Consider the following 14,893-nt stretch of genomic DNA (forward strand, 5'->3'; position numbering starts at 1 on the left):
GGCGTTCCAGAGAGGACTAGAGGAGGAGAGAAATGGTGGAATCCATCGCACGCGTCAAGCACATCCGCGTGACCCCTCAGAAGGCTCGTCGTGTCGTCGCGCTGATCAAGGGCAAGCAGGCTCAGGAGGCCCTGGCCATCCTGAAGTTCGCCCCGCAGGCTGCCAGTGAGCCGATCTACAAGCTCGTGGAGTCGGCGATCGCCAACGCCCGGGTGAAGGCCGACAAGGACAGCGAGTTCCTGGACGAGCAGGACCTGTACGTGGCCAACGCGTACGTGGACGAGGGGTCGACGCTCAAGCGCTTCCGCCCCCGCGCCCAGGGTCGCGCCTTCCAGATCAAGAAGCGCACGAGCCACATCACCATCCAGCTCGCGACCCCCGAGGTTGCCGAGACCAGCAAGAAGGCGAGCAAGTAATGGGACAGAAGGTCAACCCCTACGGCTTCCGCCTCGGCATCACCACGGACCACGTGTCGCGTTGGTTCTCCGACTCCACGAAGCCGGGACAGCGTTACGCCGACTACGTGGCCGAGGACATCAAGATCCGCAAGCTCCTGCAGACGCAGCTGGACCGCGCCGGCGTGAGCGGCATCGAGATCGAGCGCACGCGTGACCGCGTCCGCGTCGACATCCACACCGCCCGCCCGGGCATCGTGATCGGTCGCCGCGGCGCCGAGGCCGAGCGCATCCGCGCCGACCTCGAGAAGCTCACCGGCAAGCAGATCCAGCTGAACATCCTCGAGGTCAAGAACCCCGAGGCCGACGCCCAGCTGGTCGCCCAGGGCATCGCCGAGCAGCTCTCCGCCCGCGTGGCGTTCCGCCGCGCGATGCGCAAGGGCCTGCAGGGTGCGCAGCGCGCCGGTGCCAAGGGCATCCGCATCCAGGTCTCCGGCCGCCTCGGCGGCGCGGAGATGAGCCGCTCGGAGTTCTACCGCGAGGGTCGTGTGCCGCTGCACACGCTGCGCGCGAACATCGACTACGGCTTCTACGAGGCCAAGACCACCTTCGGCCGCATCGGCGTGAAGGTCTGGATCTACAAGGGCGACCTCACCAACAAGGAGCTCGCGCGCGAGCAGGCGAACGCGCCGAAGGCCCCCCGCGGTCGTGACGACCGTGGTGGCGACCGTCGTCGCGCGCCCCGCAACGAGGCGCCCGTCGCAGAAGGAGCATCGGCATAATGCTTATTCCCCGTAAGGTCAAGTACCGCAAGCAGCACCACCCGGGCCGCGCGGGCCAGGCCACCGGCGGCACGAAGGTCTCCTTCGGCGAGTTCGGCATCCAGGCCCTCACCCCCGCGTACGTGACGAACCGTCAGATCGAGTCCGCTCGTATCGCGATGACCCGTCACATCAAGCGCGGTGGCAAGGTGTGGATCAACATCTACCCCGACCGTCCGCTCACCAAGAAGCCGGCCGAAACCCGCATGGGTTCCGGTAAGGGTTCGCCGGAGTGGTGGGTCGCCAACGTCAAGCCGGGTCGCGTCCTCTTCGAGGTCGCGGGCGTCAACGAGCAGCTCGCTCGTGAGGCCCTCACCCGTGCAATCCACAAGCTGCCCCTGAAGGCACGCATCATCAAGCGCGAGGAGGGCGACGCGTAATGGCCGTCGGAACCAAGACGCTCGCTCCCAGCGAGCTGGACACGTTCGAGGACCAGCGCCTCGTCGAGGAGCTGCGCAAGGCCAAGGAAGAGCTGTTCAACCTGCGCTTCCAGTCGGCCACGGGCCAGCTCGAGAGCCACGGCCGCATCCGCGCCGTCAAGCGCGACATCGCGCGGCTCTACACCGTGATCCGCGAGCGCGAGCTGGGCATCCGTGCCACGCCCGCGCCCGTCGAGGTCGCGACCAAGGCGAAGAAGACCAAGGCCAAGAAGGCGGATGACGCTGCCGAGGCCACGAAGGAAGAGGCCGAGTGATGGCTGAGACCACCGAGAAGAAGGCCGCCAAGAAGGCGCCGGCCGCCGAGGCCGTCGTCGAGGCGCCCGTCGCCGGTCACGAGTCGGCTGCGCACGACGTGCGCGACGCCGACGCCCGTGGCTACCGCAAGTCGCGTCGTGGCTACGTCGTGAGCGACAAGATGGACAAGACGATCGTCGTCGAGGTCGAGGACCGCGTGAAGCACCCGCTCTACGGCAAGGTCATCCGCCGCACGTCGAAGGTCAAGGCCCACGACGAGCAGAACAGCGCCGGCATCGGCGACCTCGTGCTCATCAACGAGACCCGGCCGCTGAGCGCCACCAAGCGGTGGCGCCTGGTCGAGATCCTCGAGAAGGCGAAGTAAGAAATGATCCAGACTGAGTCCCGCCTCAAGGTCGCCGACAACACCGGCGCCAAGGAGCTGCTCACGATCCGCGTGCTCGGCGGCTCCAACCGCCGCTACGCCGGTCTCGGCGACATCATCGTCGCGACCGTCAAGGACGCGATCCCCGGCGGCAACGTCAAGAAGGGCGACGTGGTCAAGGCCGTCGTCGTCCGCACCGTCAAGCAGACCCGTCGTGCCGACGGTTCGTACATCAAGTTCGACGAGAACGCCGCCGTCATCCTGAAGAACGACGGGGAGCCCCGCGGCACCCGCATCTTCGGACCGGTCGGTCGTGAGCTTCGCGACAAGAAGTTCATGAAGATCGTCTCGCTCGCACCGGAGGTGATCTGACCCTCATGGCCAAGATCAAGAAGGGTGACCTGGTTCAGGTCATCACTGGCAAGAAGCAGGACAAGGGCGGCGACCGCGGCAAGCAGGGCAAGGTTCTCGACGTCATCGTCGAGCAGAACCGTGTCATCGTCGAGGGCGTCAACTACGTCACGAAGCACAACCGTGTGGGCCAGTCCCAGCGCGGCACCAAGACGGGCGGCATCGAGACGATGGAAGCCCCGATCCACATCTCCAACGTCGCCCTCGTCGACCCCTCGACCAAGAAGCCGACCAAGGTCGGTCACCGTGTCGAGGAGCAGACGAAGGACGGCGTGAAGCGCACCGTCCGTGTGCGCTACGCGAAGAAGAGCGGCAAGGACCTCTGAACATGAGCACCACCACTGCCGCGGCGGCTGGCAAGATCCAGCCCCGCCTGAAGCAGAAGTACCAGGGCGAGATCAAGAAGGCTCTGCAGGACGAGTTCGGCTACGCCAACGTCATGCAGATCCCCGGGATCGTCAAGGTCGTCGTGAACACCGGTGTCGGCGAGGCTGCTCGTGACTCCAAGGTGATCGATGGCGCCGTCGACGACCTCACCAAGATCACCGGCCAGAAGCCGGTCGTCACGAAGGCCCGCAAGTCCATCGCCCAGTTCAAGCTGCGCGAGGGCCAGGCCATCGGCGCGCACGTCACCCTCCGCGGTGACCGCGCGTGGGAGTTCCTGGACCGTCTCGTGAACCTGGCGCTGCCGCGCATCCGCGACTTCCGCGGTCTGTCCCCGAAGCAGTTCGACGGACACGGCAACTACACGTTCGGTCTGCAGGAGCAGTCGGTCTTCCACGAGATCAACCAGGACAAGATCGACCGCGTCCGCGGCTTCGACATCACGATCGTCACCACGGCGAAGACGGATGCCGAGGGCCGGTCGCTGCTGCGCCAGCTGGGCTTCCCGTTCAAGACGGACGAGAACCAGGCCTGACCCACCCCCGACCGTTCCGGTCGGACCATCAAGAAGGTCGGCTGTCGTGTAACGGCATCCGAAACCGCTGAACAAAGGACACCAAGAAATGACGATGACAGACCCGGTCGCTGACATGCTGACCCGTCTGCGCAACGCGAACTCGGCGCACCACGACTCCGTGTCGCTGCCGAGCTCCAAGCTCAAGACCCACATCGCCGAGATCCTCCAGCAGGAGGGCTACATCTCCGGCTGGGAGGTCTCCGACGCCCGTGTCGGCCAGACCCTCACCCTGACGCTCAAGTACGGCCCGAACCGCGAGCGGTCGATCGCCGGCATCAAGCGCGTCTCGAAGCCCGGTCTGCGCGTGTACGCACGCTCGACCGAGATCCCCAAGGTCCTCGGCGGCCTCGGCGTCGCGATCCTGTCCACCTCCTCCGGTCTTCTCACCGACCGTCAGGCAGAGCAGAAGGGCGTGGGTGGGGAAGTCCTCGCCTACGTGTGGTGATCTGACATGTCGCGTATCGGACGTCTTCCCATCGACATCCCCGCCGGCGTCACCGTTTCGGTGGACGGCCAGGACGTCACCGTCAAGGGCCCGAAGGGCGAGCTCGCGCTCTCCGTCGCCAAGCCCATCGAGGTCAAGGTCGAGGAGAACCAGGTTCTGGTCTCCCGCCCCGACGACGAGCGCGAGTCGCGTTCGCTGCACGGGCTGACCCGCACCCTGATCAACAACAACATCATCGGCGTGACCGAGGGCTACACCAAGGGCCTCGAGGTCGTCGGCACCGGTTACCGCGTCGCACAGAAGGGCACGGCGGTCGAGTTCGCGCTCGGCTTCTCGCACCCGGTGCTCGTCGAGGCGCCGGCCGGCATCACGCTGACCGTCGAGGGCAACAACAAGCTCACCGTCAGCGGTATCTCCAAGCAGGCCGTGGGTGAGGCCGCCGCGAACATCCGCAAGATCCGCAAGCCCGAGCCGTACAAGGGCAAGGGTGTGCGCTACGCGGGCGAGGTCGTTCGCCGCAAGGCCGGAAAGGCTGGTAAGTAATCATGGCTGTCAAGTCGAAGAGCGACGCGCGTTCGCGTCGTCACCTGCGCCTTCGCAAGAAGGTCGTGGGCACCGAGGCCCGTCCGCGCCTGGTCGTCACCCGTTCGGCCCGCCACGTCTTCGTCCAGCTCGTGGACGACAGCAAGGGCGTGACCGTCGCGTCGGCGTCGACCCTCGAGTCGGACCTGCGCACGTTCGACGGTGACAAGACCGCGAAGGCGCGCAAGGTCGGCGAGCTCGTCGCCGAGCGTGCGAAGGCGGCCGGCTTCTCGGACGTCGTGTTCGACCGCGGTGGCAACCGCTACGCGGGCCGTGTCGCAGCGATCGCCGAGGGCGCCCGCGAGGGAGGTCTGAACCTGTGAGCGATGCAACTACTCAGAATGTGGAGAACGAAGTGACCGAGCAGGCTGCGGCCACCGCTCCCGTCGAGCGCGAGGCCCGCGAGCCCCGCCGCGGCGGACGCGAGCGCAACCCCAACCGCGACCGCGGTTCGCGCGACGCCGAGAAGAGCCAGTTCCTCGAGCGCGTCGTGACGATCAACCGCGTGTCGAAGGTCGTCAAGGGCGGTCGTCGCTTCAGCTTCACGGCGCTCGTCGTCGTGGGTGACGGCAACGGTCTCGTCGGCGTCGGCTACGGCAAGGCGCGTGAGGTCCCCCTCGCCATCTCCAAGGGTGTCGAAGAGGCCAAGCGCAACTTCTTCCGCGTGCCCCGCACCGGCTCGTCGATCCCGCACCCGGTGCAGGGCGAGGCCGCTGCCGGTGTCGTGCTCCTGCGTCCGGCTGCCGCCGGTACCGGTGTCATCGCCGGTGGTCCGGTTCGCGCCGTGCTCGAGTGCGCCGGCATCCACGACGTGCTCTCCAAGTCCCTCGGCTCGTCGAACACGATCAACATCGTGCACGCGACCGTCGAGGCGCTGAAGCAGCTCGAGGAGCCCCGCGCGGTCGCCGCCCGTCGTGGTCTCGACTTCGACCAGGTGGCTCCCGCCCGTCTGATCCGTGCCGAGGCTGACGCCGCGGCCGCTGCAAAGGGAGGTGCCTGATGGCCGCGCGTCTCAAGGTGACCCAGATCAAGTCCAAGGTGAGCGAGAAGCAGAACCAGCGTGACACGCTGCGTTCGCTCGGCCTGAAGCGGATCGGCGACTCGGTCGTCCGTCCCGACGACGCGCAGACGCGCGGTTACGTCAAGACCGTCGCCCACCTCGTCAAGGTTGAGGAGATCGACTGATGGCCGACAAGGCTGAGAAGGCGACCGAAGAGGTCGTCGAGAAGAAGGCCGCCGCCAAGCCGGCTGCCAAGAAGACCGCCGAGAAGGCTCCCGCCAAGGCTGCGGCCAAGCCGGCCGCGAAGAAGGCTCCCGCCAAGAAGGCGGATGCCGAGGCGTCGCGTCCCGGCGTGCTGAAGGTGCACCACCTGCGTCCCGTCCCGGGCTCCAACACCGCGAAGACCCGTGTCGGTCGTGGTGAGGGCTCGAAGGGTAAGACCGCGGGCCGTGGCACCAAGGGCACCAAGGCCCGCTACCAGGTCAAGATCGGCTTCGAGGGCGGCCAGATGCCGCTGCACATGCGTACGCCGAAGCTGCGCGGGTTCAAGAACCCGTTCCGCGTCGAGTACCAGGTGGTCAACCTCGACAAGCTCGCCGAGCTGTACCCGGCCGGTGGCGACGTCACCGTGAGCGACCTGGTCGCGAAGGGCGCCGTGCGCAAGAACGAGAAGGTCAAGGTGCTCGGCACCGGAGACATCTCGGTCAAGCTCACCGTCGCGGTCGACAAGGTCTCGGGTTCGGCCGAGCAGAAGATCGTCGCCGCGGGCGGTTCGGTCAAGTAATTCCACGGCAGGGGCCGGAGGCGAGCCTCCGGCCCCTGTTGCCGTACTCTGGAAGCGGTGTCCTCGGACGCGTCTCGAGACACCGGTCAGCTCACTGGAGGAAATCCTTTTGTTCAGCGCCGTCAGCGCCATCGCGCGGGTCTTCCGCACCCCGGACCTCCGGCGGAAGATCGGCTTCACTCTCGCGATCATCGCCATCTACCGCCTCGGTGCGCACATTCCGGCGCCCTTCGTGAGCTTCCCGAACGTCCAGTCCTGCCTGCAGCAGACCGGATCGGCCAGTGAGGGCCTGCTCTCCCTGGTCAACCTCTTCTCCGGCGGCGCCCTCCTGCAGCTGTCGATCTTCGCCCTGGGGGTCATGCCCTACATCACGGCGACGATCATCGTGCAGCTGCTGCGCGTCGTCATCCCCCACTTCGAGGCGCTGTACAAGGAGGGGCAGTCCGGTCAGGCCCGCCTCACGCAGTACACCCGCTACCTCACGATCGCGCTCGCGCTGCTGCAGTCGACCACGCTGGTCACGGTGGCCCGCTCCGGTCAGCTGTTCGGCACGACGGGCATCGCGGAGTGCAACGCCCTGCTGACCAACGACGTGTGGTGGGCGCAGCTGCTGATGATCATCACGCTGACCGCCGGCACCGGCCTCATCATGTGGTTCGCCGAGCTCGTCACCGAGCGCGGCGTCGGCAACGGCATGTCGATCCTCATCTTCACCTCGATCGCGGCGCAGTTCCCGGCCGCGATGTGGGCCATCGCCACCTCGCGCGGCTTCGAGGTCTTCCTCCTGGTGCTCGCGGTCGGCATCGTCGTCGTGGCCCTCGTGGTGTTCGTCGAGCAGTCGCAGCGGCGCATCCCGGTGCAGTACGCGAAGCGGATGGTCGGCCGGCGCACGCTCGGTGGGACGAACACGTACATCCCGATCAAGGTGAACATGGCGGGCGTCGTCCCGGTCATCTTCGCCTCGTCGCTGCTGTACATCCCCGCGCTGATCGCCCAGTTCAACCAGACGCCCGACGCGAACGGCAACATCCCGGGCTGGGTGACCTGGATCCAGCAGTACCTCACCAAGGGCGATCACCCGCTCTACATGCTGCTGTACTTCCTGCTCATCGTCGGCTTCACCTACTTCTACGTCGCGATCACCTTCAACCCCGTCGAGGTCGCCGACAACATGAAGAAGTACGGCGGCTTCATCCCCGGCATCCGGGCCGGTCGCCCCACGGCGGAGTATCTCGACTACGTCCTGACGCGCATCACGCTGCCGGGCTCGATCTACCTCGGTCTCATCGCGTTGCTGCCGCTCGTGGCGCTTGCCACCGTCAGCGCCAACCAGAACTTCCCGTTCGGCGGCGCGTCGATCCTCATCATCGTCGGTGTGGGTCTGGAGACGGTCAAGCAGATCGACGCGCAGCTGCAGCAGCGCCACTACGAAGGGCTGCTGCGATGACTGCTGCGCGACTGCTCATCATCGGCCCGCAGGGCTCCGGCAAGGGCACGCAGGGCGTGCGGGTGGCCGAGGCCCTCGGCATCCCCGCCGTCTCGACGGGCGACGTCTTCCGCGCCAACGTGAAGGACGGCACCGAGCTGGGTCTGAAGGTCAAGGCCATCATCGACGCCGGCGATCTGGTACCCGACGAGCTGACGGGCGAGATCGTCCGCGACCGGCTGGCGCAGCCGGATGCCGCGGCGGGCTTCCTGCTCGACGGCTACCCGCGCAACCTCGGTCAGGTCGGCGACCTCGACGCGTTCCTCGACGCGCGCGACGAGCCGCTGACCGCGGTCATCGAGCTGGTCGTGCCGCGCGAGGAGTCGATCCAGCGTCTGTCCCTGCGCGCGACCGAGCAGGGCCGCGCGGACGACAACGAGGAGTCGATCGCCAAGCGCCTCGCGATCTACGAGTCCGAGACGGCCCCGATCCTCGACGTGTACCGCCAGCGCGGCATCGTCGACCAGATCGACGGCGTCGGCACGTTGGACGAGGTCTACGCACGCATCACCGCCGCGCTGACGGCGCGCGGCATCACGGCCGCCGCGCTCTGATGGGGCTGCGCCGCTCCCTGTACAAGACCCCTGCGCAGCTGCGCTCGATGGTCGAGCCGGGACTCATCACCGCGGCCGCGCTCGACGCGGTCCGTGCGCTGGTCGCCCCCGGTGTGACGACGGCAGAGCTGGATGCCGCGGCATCCGATGTCATCGTCGCCCGCGGCGCCGAGTCGAACTTCCAGCTGGTGCGCGGGTACCGGCACACGACCTGCATCTCCGTCAACGACCAGGTCGTCCACGGCATCCCCGGCGGGCGCGTGCTGGAGCCGGGTGACATCGTCTCGATCGACGCCGGCGCGCAGTTCAAGGGCTGGAACGGCGACTCGGCGATCACGGTCGTGGTGCCCGGGGGCGACCCGGGTGTGCGGGCCGCGCGCGAGCGCCTGTCGGCGGTCACGGAGGGCTCGCTCTGGGCGGGCGTCGCGGCGCTCGCGTCGGCGGCGCGGGTCGGCGAGATCGGCGACGCCGTGCAGGGCTACATCGAGCGCTCCGGCGAGGGCTACGGCATCCTGCGCGACTACGTCGGTCACGGCATCGGGCGCCGGATGCACGAGGGCCCGACCGTCTTCAACTACCGGGTCGACGACCTCGGTCCCGCCGTGCGGCCGGGCCTGTGCCTCGCGATCGAGCCCATGGTCACGGGCGGCTCGGACCAGACGTACGTCGAGGACGACGACTGGACCGTCACAACCGTCGACGGCAGCGACGGCTGTCACTGGGAGCACAGCGTCGCCGTGCACGAGGGCGGCATCTGGGTGCTGACCGCCGCCGACGGCGGCGCCGCATCCCTCGCCCCCTTCAACGTGACCCCCACCCCCATCCCCTAACTCCCCCCACCCGCACCCGCGAGCCGCTACGCCGCGGTCGAGCCGCCACGCGCCGGACCGCACGAACCGCGTCGGCTCGGCCGCCCAGTAGCGGCTCGGCGGAGGGGCGGGGTGTCCTCCACAGGCGGGAGGAGAAGGGGGATTGTGCACGGGGTGGGGGTGCGTGCGTCGGGGGAGAGGCGGCGCGCGGCAGGGTGGGCGGCATGCTCACGGAACACGCTCGAACCGCGCTCCGATCGCGCGCGGATCTGGAGGCGGCGGGACTGACCACGCGGGACATCACCTCCCGGGTACGGGCGGGCACGCTGATCCGCGTCGACCAGGGGTGGTACGCGGATGCCGCGCACTGGCGGAGCGCCTACGCGGAAGGCCGTCAGCTGATGCGCGTCGTCGCGGCCGAGGAGCGCCGGCGCGGCGGCTCGTCCCTCGTGTACTCGCACACGGCGGCCTCCGTCCTGTGGGGACTGCCGCTCTTCCGGCTCGAGCCCGAGCGCGTCCACCTCAGCGGTCGGTCGGCGAGCGGGCACGTGCGGGCGTCGAATCCGCTCGTAGCGCGGCATGAGGTCGCCGTGCCCGACGACGACATCGTCGAACGCGACGCACTGCGCTGCACATCGCTGCCCCGCACCGTGGCGGACACGCTGCGCGGCGTGTCCGAGGAGTCCGGACTCGCCCTCGCCGATGCGGCCCTGCGGATCGAAGCCCACGATCCGGCGACGGGGCGCTACGACGAGGATGCCGCGGCATCCCTTCGGGCGCGCATCGCGTCGCGCGTGCCGCGGGGCGGCCGCGGCGTGCGCCGGGCGCGGCGGATGCTCGACCTCGCGGACGGCCGCGCGGCGTCGCCCGGGGAGAGTGTCAGTCGTCTGTATCTGCGGGAGCTCGGATTCGCCGCGCCGCGGCTGCAGGTACCGATCCCCGCTCCGAGGGGCGGCACGTATTACGCGGACTTCGGGCTCGACGATGCCGCAGCCTGGGGAGAGTACGACGGAGAGGGCAAGTACCTCGATCCGCGGCTGCGCGGCGACGGCGTCGACATCGCCCAGGCGGTTCTCGACGAGAAGATGCGGGAGGACTGGATCCGGGGGACGACGAACCGGCGGTTCGCGCGGTGGGGCAAGGCGCACACCACCTCGGCCGCCGCCCTCGGCCGGCGTCTGGCGGCGTTCTCGGTGTATCCGCCCCGCTGACCCCGCGCCCTTCCGCGAACCGCCACGCCGCGCGCGAACCGGCACGCGGTGTGCGGTCCGCGGGTGGCCGGGTCGGGCAGGGGATGGCGGCTCGCGAGGATAACGGAGTTCACGGGGAACGCATAGGGGGGAGTGGGGGAAGATAGAACGACGGCGGCGTGGGCCGCGGCGAGGAGAGGCATCGGGCTATGGCGCAGGCAGCGGCAGGCAGGAAGAACTGGTTCGCGATCTGGGTGAGCGTGGCGGTGGTCGTCATCGTCGCCCTCGTGGTCGCACTGGTCGTGTGGATGAACCGCGCGGCGACCGACCCGGGCACGGCTCCCTCCGGATCGGGCATCAACCAGGAGACCGGCGCCGTCGTGGTCGGCTCGGGCTCGCAGACGCTCGACACCTACATCGACTTCATGTGCCCCATCTGCAACCAGTTCGAGCAGACCTACGGCGACGAGATCCTCGATCTCGCCAACAACGGCACGATCACGCTCAACATCCACCCCATCTCGATCCTCGACCGCTACTCGCAGGGGACGAAGTACTCCACCCGAGCCGCGAACGCGATGTACTGCGTCGCCGAGGCCGACCCCGACAAGGCCGTGACCTTCATGCAGGCCCTCTTCAAGGCGCAGCCGGAGGAGAACTCCACGGGTCTCACCGACCAGCAGATCCTCGATGTCGCCTCCAGCGTCGGGGTGACGGGCATCGACTCCTGCGTCTCCGACGGCACGTACACGAAGTTCGTGGCGGCCATGACCGAGAAGACGCCCGTGCAGCCCGGCTCCAGCGGCATCGGCACGCCGACGCTGGCCGTCAACGGCACCGTCATCGCCAACCAGACCATCCCCGCCAAGGGCCAGTTCGCGACGCTGTTCCAGTAAGCGCCGCGATGACGGGGAGGGGGCCGGACGGCAGTTTGCCGTCCGGCCCCCTATCACGTACACTGAATCTTTGGTGCCTTGCGCCTTCATTGGCGTGTCGCCGCACCACATCCCACTCACCGCAGACCGACCGGTCTGCTCAAGCGTCAGCGAGGCTATGGCTAAGAAAGACGGTGTCATCGAAATCGAGGGCGTCGTGTCCGAGGCGCTGCCCAACGCGATGTTCCGCGTTGAGCTCACGAACGGACACAAGGTTCTCGCCACGATCTCCGGCAAGATGCGGCAGAACTACATCCGCATCATCCCCGAAGACCGCGTCGTCGTGGAGCTCTCGCCCTACGACCTCACGCGCGGTCGCATCGTCTATCGCTACCGCTAGACCGGTCGAGAAGTAACGAGCGGGCGGATGCTGCGGCATCCGCGCGACTCGAAGACAGCGAACAGGAAACATCATGAAGGTCAACCCCTCCGTCAAGCCCATCTGCGACCACTGCAAGGTCATCCGTCGCCACGGTCGCGTCATGGTCATCTGCAAGTCGAACCCGCGTCACAAGCAGCGCCAGGGCTGAGTCGGTCGCGACTCAAGGGTGAGCGAGGCCCGCAGGGCCGAGTCGACACCTCAGTACGAAGACACAACTCCATACCGCGAACGGCGCGTTTCGACTCGCTGCGCTCGCTCAACGACCGGATGGTCGGAGAACGGCGCGTTTCGACTCGCTGCGCTCGCTCAACGACCGGATGGTCGGGGGCGGCGCGACGCTCGCACACCGACCGGCAACGGTCAGCACATTGCAGGGTCAGAACCTCTTCGGAGGGGACACCTCGGGCGGAGGCCCGGGCACCGATCCTGTTCCACACCTCCACTACTCCTAGGAGAACCCGCATGGCACGTCTTGCCGGCGTCGACATCCCGCGCGACAAGCGCGTGGTGATCGCCCTCACCTACATCTACGGCATCGGCCGTACGCGTTCGGTCGAGATCCTCAAGGCCACCGAGATCGACGAGTCGATCCGCGTCAAGGACCTCACCGACGACCAGCTGGTCGCCCTGCGCGACTACATCGAAGGCAACTACAAGGTGGAGGGTGACCTGCGCCGCGAGGTCGCCGCCGACATCCGCCGCAAGGTCGAGATCGGCTCGTACGAGGGTCTGCGCCACCGCCGCGGCCTTCCGGTGCGCGGTCAGCGCACCAAGACCAACGCGCGTACCCGCAAGGGCCCGAAGCGCACCGTCGCCGGCAAGAAGAAGGCCGGCCGCAAGTAAGCGCGGCCCCCGGTACAGGTTTAGGAGAACAGACACATGGCACAGGCCAAGACCGCTGCGCGCAAGCCGCGCCGCAAGGAAAAGAAGAACATCGCGCTGGGCCAGGCCCACATCAAGTCGACGTTCAACAACACGATCGTCTCGATCACCGACCCCTCGGGCGCCGTCATCAGCTGGGCGTCCTCGGGTGGGGTGGGCTTCAAGGGCTCGCGCAAGTCGACCCCGTACGCCGCCGGCATGGCTGCCGAGTCGGCCGCCCGCCAGGCCGCCGAGCACGGCGTCAAGAAGGTGGACGTCTTCGTGAAGGGCCCGGGTTCGGGCCGCGAGACCGCGATCCGCTCGCTGCAGGCCGCCGGCCTCGAGGTGGGGTCGATCTCCGACGTCACCCCGCAGGCGCACAACGGCTGCCGTCCGCCGAAGCGTCGCCGCGTCTGACTTCCGGGCCGGGTGCCCCCGCATCGCGGGCGGCACCCGGCATCCGTCGTCTTTGAAAACTCAACACCTCTTGCAATCGCACGTGTCATATAGCGGGCACGTGACGGAAAGGAACACATAGTGCTCATTGCACAGCGTCCCACTCTGACCGAGGAGAAGATCGGCGAGTTCCGCAGCCGCTTCGTCATCGAGCCGCTGGAGCCCGGCTTCGGCTACACGATCGGCAACGCGCTGCGCCGCAGCCTGCTGTCCTCGATCCCCGGTGCGGCTGTCACCAGCATCCGCATCGACGGCGTGCTGCACGAGTTCAGCACCATCCCGGGTGTGAAGGAGGATGTCACCGAGATCATCCTCAACATCAAGCAGCTCGTCGTCTCGTCCGAGCGCGACGAGCCGATCACGGCGTACCTGCGCAAGACCGGCGCCGGCGAGGTCACCGCCGCCGACATCTCCGCTCCGGCGGGTGTCGAGGTGCACAACCCCGAGCTGGTCATCGCGACGCTCAACGACTCGGCGAAGTTCGAGCTCGAGCTCACGATCGAGCGCGGCCGCGGCTACGTGTCGGCCACGCAGAACCGCAACGAGTACGCCGAGGCCGGTCAGATCCCGATCGACTCGATCTACTCGCCCGTGCTGAAGGTGTCGTACCGCGTCGACGCCACGCGTGCCGGTGAGCGCACCGACTTCGACAAGCTCGTCCTGGACGTCGAGGCCAAGCCGTCGATCTCGCCGCGCGACGCCGTCGCGTCGGCCGGTCGCACGCTCACCGAGCTGTTCGGTCTCGCCCGCGAGCTGAACGTCGAGGCCGAGGGCATCGAGATCGGCCCCGCGCCGGTCGCCGAGGTGCTCACCAACGAGCTGTCGATGCCGATCGAGGACCTCGATCTGTCGGTGCGTTCGTACAACTGCCTCAAGCGCGAGGGCATCAACACGGTGTCCGAGCTGGTCGCCCTCTCCGAGACGCAGCTGATGAACATCCGCAACTTCGGTCAGAAGTCGGTCGACGAGGTGCGCGACAAGCTCGTCTCGCTCGGCCTGTCGCTGAAGGACTCGGTCCCCGGGTTCGACGGCGCGCACTTCTACGGCGGCTACGACGACGAGGCCCTCTGAGCCTCCGCGCTCGCACCGGCAAGACCTTCTGCGCGCTCCGGCCCCGACCGGTTCGCTGACACTTTTCCTCTGGAGTAACTGATATGCCCAAGCCCACCAAGGGTCCCCGCCTCGGAGGCGGCCCCGCCCACGAGCGTCTGCTGCTGGCCAACCTGGCCGCCGCCCTGTTCACGCACAAGTCGATCACGACGACCGAGACCAAGGCCAAGCGCCTGCGTCCGCTCGCCGAGCGTCTCGTCACCTTCGCCAAGCGCGGCGACCTGCACGCTCGCCGTCGCGTGCTGTCGGTCATCGGCAACAAGGATGCGGTGCACGTGCTGTTCGCCGAGATCGCTCCGCTCGTCGCCGAGCGCGAGGGCGGCTACACCCGCATCACGAAGATCGGCAACCGCAAGGGCGACAACGCCCCCATGGCCGTGATCGAGCTCGTGCTCGAGCCCGTCAACCCGAAGCCGAAGTCGGCCAAGAAGTCGGCCGCCGCGGCTCCCGTCGCCGCCCCGGCGAAGGACGAGGACGCCGCCGAGGAGGCCGCGACCGAGGCCGTCGCCGAGGCCGACGAGGCTCAGGACGCTGCTGACGAGGTCGCCACGGACGACGCCGCCGCCGCCGGCGCCGAGTCGCCCGAGGAGGGCGCGGCCGCGGAGGCCGCCGCCGAGGACGCCACCAAGTAAGGCGAACGCTGTCGCGAGGC

25 protein-coding genes are annotated in these 14,893 nt (G+C 68.1%); all 25 read left to right on the forward strand.

What is annotated here, in order from left to right:
* The first annotated feature begins 32 nt into the window (after window positions 1-32).
* On the forward strand, window positions 33-416 hold the full coding sequence (rplV, locus tag L0965_RS08510) for a 50S ribosomal protein L22 (protein WP_005050511.1): 384 nt from the start codon (window positions 33-35) through the stop codon (window positions 414-416).
* Window positions 416-1,177, forward strand: a complete 762-nt coding sequence (gene rpsC / locus L0965_RS08515) for a 30S ribosomal protein S3 (RefSeq protein WP_005050510.1) — start codon at window positions 416-418, stop codon at window positions 1,175-1,177. Before rplV ends, rpsC begins: the two co-directional genes overlap by 1 nt.
* Window positions 1,177-1,596 (forward strand): 50S ribosomal protein L16, encoded by a 420-nt coding sequence (gene rplP / locus L0965_RS08520; RefSeq protein ID WP_016463572.1) that lies wholly within the window; start codon window positions 1,177-1,179, stop codon window positions 1,594-1,596. The genes rpsC and rplP overlap by 1 nt, the downstream gene beginning before the upstream one ends.
* Window positions 1,596-1,910 (forward strand): 50S ribosomal protein L29, encoded by a 315-nt coding sequence (gene rpmC, locus L0965_RS08525; RefSeq protein WP_060960254.1) that lies wholly within the window; start codon window positions 1,596-1,598, stop codon window positions 1,908-1,910. Before rplP ends, rpmC begins: the two co-directional genes overlap by 1 nt.
* Window positions 1,910-2,275: a 30S ribosomal protein S17 gene (gene rpsQ, locus L0965_RS08530; protein ID WP_060960255.1), complete on the forward strand. Its 366-nt coding sequence runs from the start codon at window positions 1,910-1,912 to the stop codon at window positions 2,273-2,275. Before rpmC ends, rpsQ begins: the two co-directional genes overlap by 1 nt.
* A 3-nt stretch (window positions 2,276-2,278) precedes the next feature.
* Window positions 2,279-2,647 (forward strand): 50S ribosomal protein L14, encoded by a 369-nt coding sequence (gene rplN / locus L0965_RS08535; protein WP_018171454.1) that lies wholly within the window; start codon window positions 2,279-2,281, stop codon window positions 2,645-2,647.
* A gap of 5 nt (window positions 2,648-2,652) precedes the next feature.
* Complete coding sequence (rplX, locus tag L0965_RS08540; RefSeq protein WP_060960256.1) at window positions 2,653-3,012, forward strand: 50S ribosomal protein L24; 360 nt, start codon at window positions 2,653-2,655, stop codon at window positions 3,010-3,012.
* 2 nt (window positions 3,013-3,014) lie between these two features.
* A complete protein-coding gene (gene rplE, locus L0965_RS08545; protein WP_060960257.1) occupies window positions 3,015-3,605 on the forward strand; it encodes a 50S ribosomal protein L5 in 591 nt (196 codons plus the stop codon).
* 88 nt (window positions 3,606-3,693) lie between these two features.
* The gene (gene rpsH, locus L0965_RS08550) at window positions 3,694-4,092 is read left to right on the forward strand and encodes a 30S ribosomal protein S8 (protein ID WP_005050503.1); all 399 of its coding nucleotides are present in this window, start codon (window positions 3,694-3,696) and stop codon (window positions 4,090-4,092) included.
* Window positions 4,093-4,098: 6 nt separating this feature from the next.
* On the forward strand, window positions 4,099-4,635 hold the full coding sequence (rplF, locus tag L0965_RS08555) for a 50S ribosomal protein L6 (protein WP_101306891.1): 537 nt from the start codon (window positions 4,099-4,101) through the stop codon (window positions 4,633-4,635).
* 2 nt (window positions 4,636-4,637) lie between these two features.
* Window positions 4,638-4,997, forward strand: a complete 360-nt coding sequence (gene rplR, locus L0965_RS08560; RefSeq protein WP_005050501.1) for a 50S ribosomal protein L18 — start codon at window positions 4,638-4,640, stop codon at window positions 4,995-4,997.
* A 32-nt stretch (window positions 4,998-5,029) separates the two neighbouring features.
* Window positions 5,030-5,674, forward strand: a complete 645-nt coding sequence (rpsE, locus tag L0965_RS08565) for a 30S ribosomal protein S5 (protein WP_223848740.1) — start codon at window positions 5,030-5,032, stop codon at window positions 5,672-5,674.
* The gene (rpmD, locus tag L0965_RS08570) at window positions 5,674-5,859 is read left to right on the forward strand and encodes a 50S ribosomal protein L30 (protein ID WP_060960260.1); all 186 of its coding nucleotides are present in this window, start codon (window positions 5,674-5,676) and stop codon (window positions 5,857-5,859) included. Before rpsE ends, rpmD begins: the two co-directional genes overlap by 1 nt.
* Entirely contained in the window at window positions 5,859-6,458 is a 600-nt protein-coding gene (rplO, locus tag L0965_RS08575; protein ID WP_101306890.1) for a 50S ribosomal protein L15, read from the forward strand. The genes rpmD and rplO overlap by 1 nt, the downstream gene beginning before the upstream one ends.
* A 109-nt stretch (window positions 6,459-6,567) precedes the next feature.
* Window positions 6,568-7,905 (forward strand): preprotein translocase subunit SecY, encoded by a 1,338-nt coding sequence (gene secY / locus L0965_RS08580; protein ID WP_060960262.1) that lies wholly within the window; start codon window positions 6,568-6,570, stop codon window positions 7,903-7,905.
* Entirely contained in the window at window positions 7,902-8,498 is a 597-nt protein-coding gene (locus L0965_RS08585) for an adenylate kinase (RefSeq protein ID WP_101306889.1), read from the forward strand. Before secY ends, L0965_RS08585 begins: the two co-directional genes overlap by 4 nt.
* Window positions 8,498-9,328 (forward strand): type I methionyl aminopeptidase, encoded by an 831-nt coding sequence (gene map, locus L0965_RS08590; RefSeq protein ID WP_060960264.1) that lies wholly within the window; start codon window positions 8,498-8,500, stop codon window positions 9,326-9,328. The genes L0965_RS08585 and map overlap by 1 nt, the downstream gene beginning before the upstream one ends.
* A gap of 203 nt (window positions 9,329-9,531) precedes the next feature.
* Window positions 9,532-10,518, forward strand: a complete 987-nt coding sequence (locus L0965_RS08595) for a hypothetical protein (protein WP_157831644.1) — start codon at window positions 9,532-9,534, stop codon at window positions 10,516-10,518.
* A gap of 188 nt (window positions 10,519-10,706) precedes the next feature.
* The gene (locus tag L0965_RS08600; protein WP_060960266.1) at window positions 10,707-11,393 is read left to right on the forward strand and encodes a thioredoxin domain-containing protein; all 687 of its coding nucleotides are present in this window, start codon (window positions 10,707-10,709) and stop codon (window positions 11,391-11,393) included.
* Between the two features lie 157 nt (window positions 11,394-11,550).
* The gene (infA, locus tag L0965_RS08605) at window positions 11,551-11,772 is read left to right on the forward strand and encodes a translation initiation factor IF-1 (protein WP_005050493.1); all 222 of its coding nucleotides are present in this window, start codon (window positions 11,551-11,553) and stop codon (window positions 11,770-11,772) included.
* 73 nt (window positions 11,773-11,845) lie between these two features.
* A complete protein-coding gene (rpmJ, locus tag L0965_RS08610) occupies window positions 11,846-11,962 on the forward strand; it encodes a 50S ribosomal protein L36 (RefSeq protein WP_005050492.1) in 117 nt (38 codons plus the stop codon).
* A gap of 314 nt (window positions 11,963-12,276) precedes the next feature.
* The gene (rpsM, locus tag L0965_RS08615) at window positions 12,277-12,657 is read left to right on the forward strand and encodes a 30S ribosomal protein S13 (protein ID WP_060960267.1); all 381 of its coding nucleotides are present in this window, start codon (window positions 12,277-12,279) and stop codon (window positions 12,655-12,657) included.
* Between the two features lie 36 nt (window positions 12,658-12,693).
* Window positions 12,694-13,092 (forward strand): 30S ribosomal protein S11, encoded by a 399-nt coding sequence (gene rpsK / locus L0965_RS08620; RefSeq protein ID WP_005050490.1) that lies wholly within the window; start codon window positions 12,694-12,696, stop codon window positions 13,090-13,092.
* 120 nt (window positions 13,093-13,212) lie between these two features.
* Window positions 13,213-14,202 carry a DNA-directed RNA polymerase subunit alpha gene (locus L0965_RS08625; protein ID WP_005050489.1) on the forward strand — a complete coding sequence of 330 codons (990 nt, stop codon included), beginning with the start codon at window positions 13,213-13,215 and terminating at the stop codon, window positions 14,200-14,202.
* An 83-nt stretch (window positions 14,203-14,285) separates the two neighbouring features.
* Entirely contained in the window at window positions 14,286-14,873 is a 588-nt protein-coding gene (gene rplQ / locus L0965_RS08630) for a 50S ribosomal protein L17 (protein WP_060960268.1), read from the forward strand.
* Window positions 14,874-14,893 lie beyond the last annotated feature (20 nt).

It is taken from the genome of Microbacterium sp. NFH-22A-Y (assembly GCF_021401375.1).
In the GTDB taxonomy this organism is placed as follows: domain Bacteria; phylum Actinomycetota; class Actinomycetes; order Actinomycetales; family Microbacteriaceae; genus Microbacterium; species Microbacterium hominis.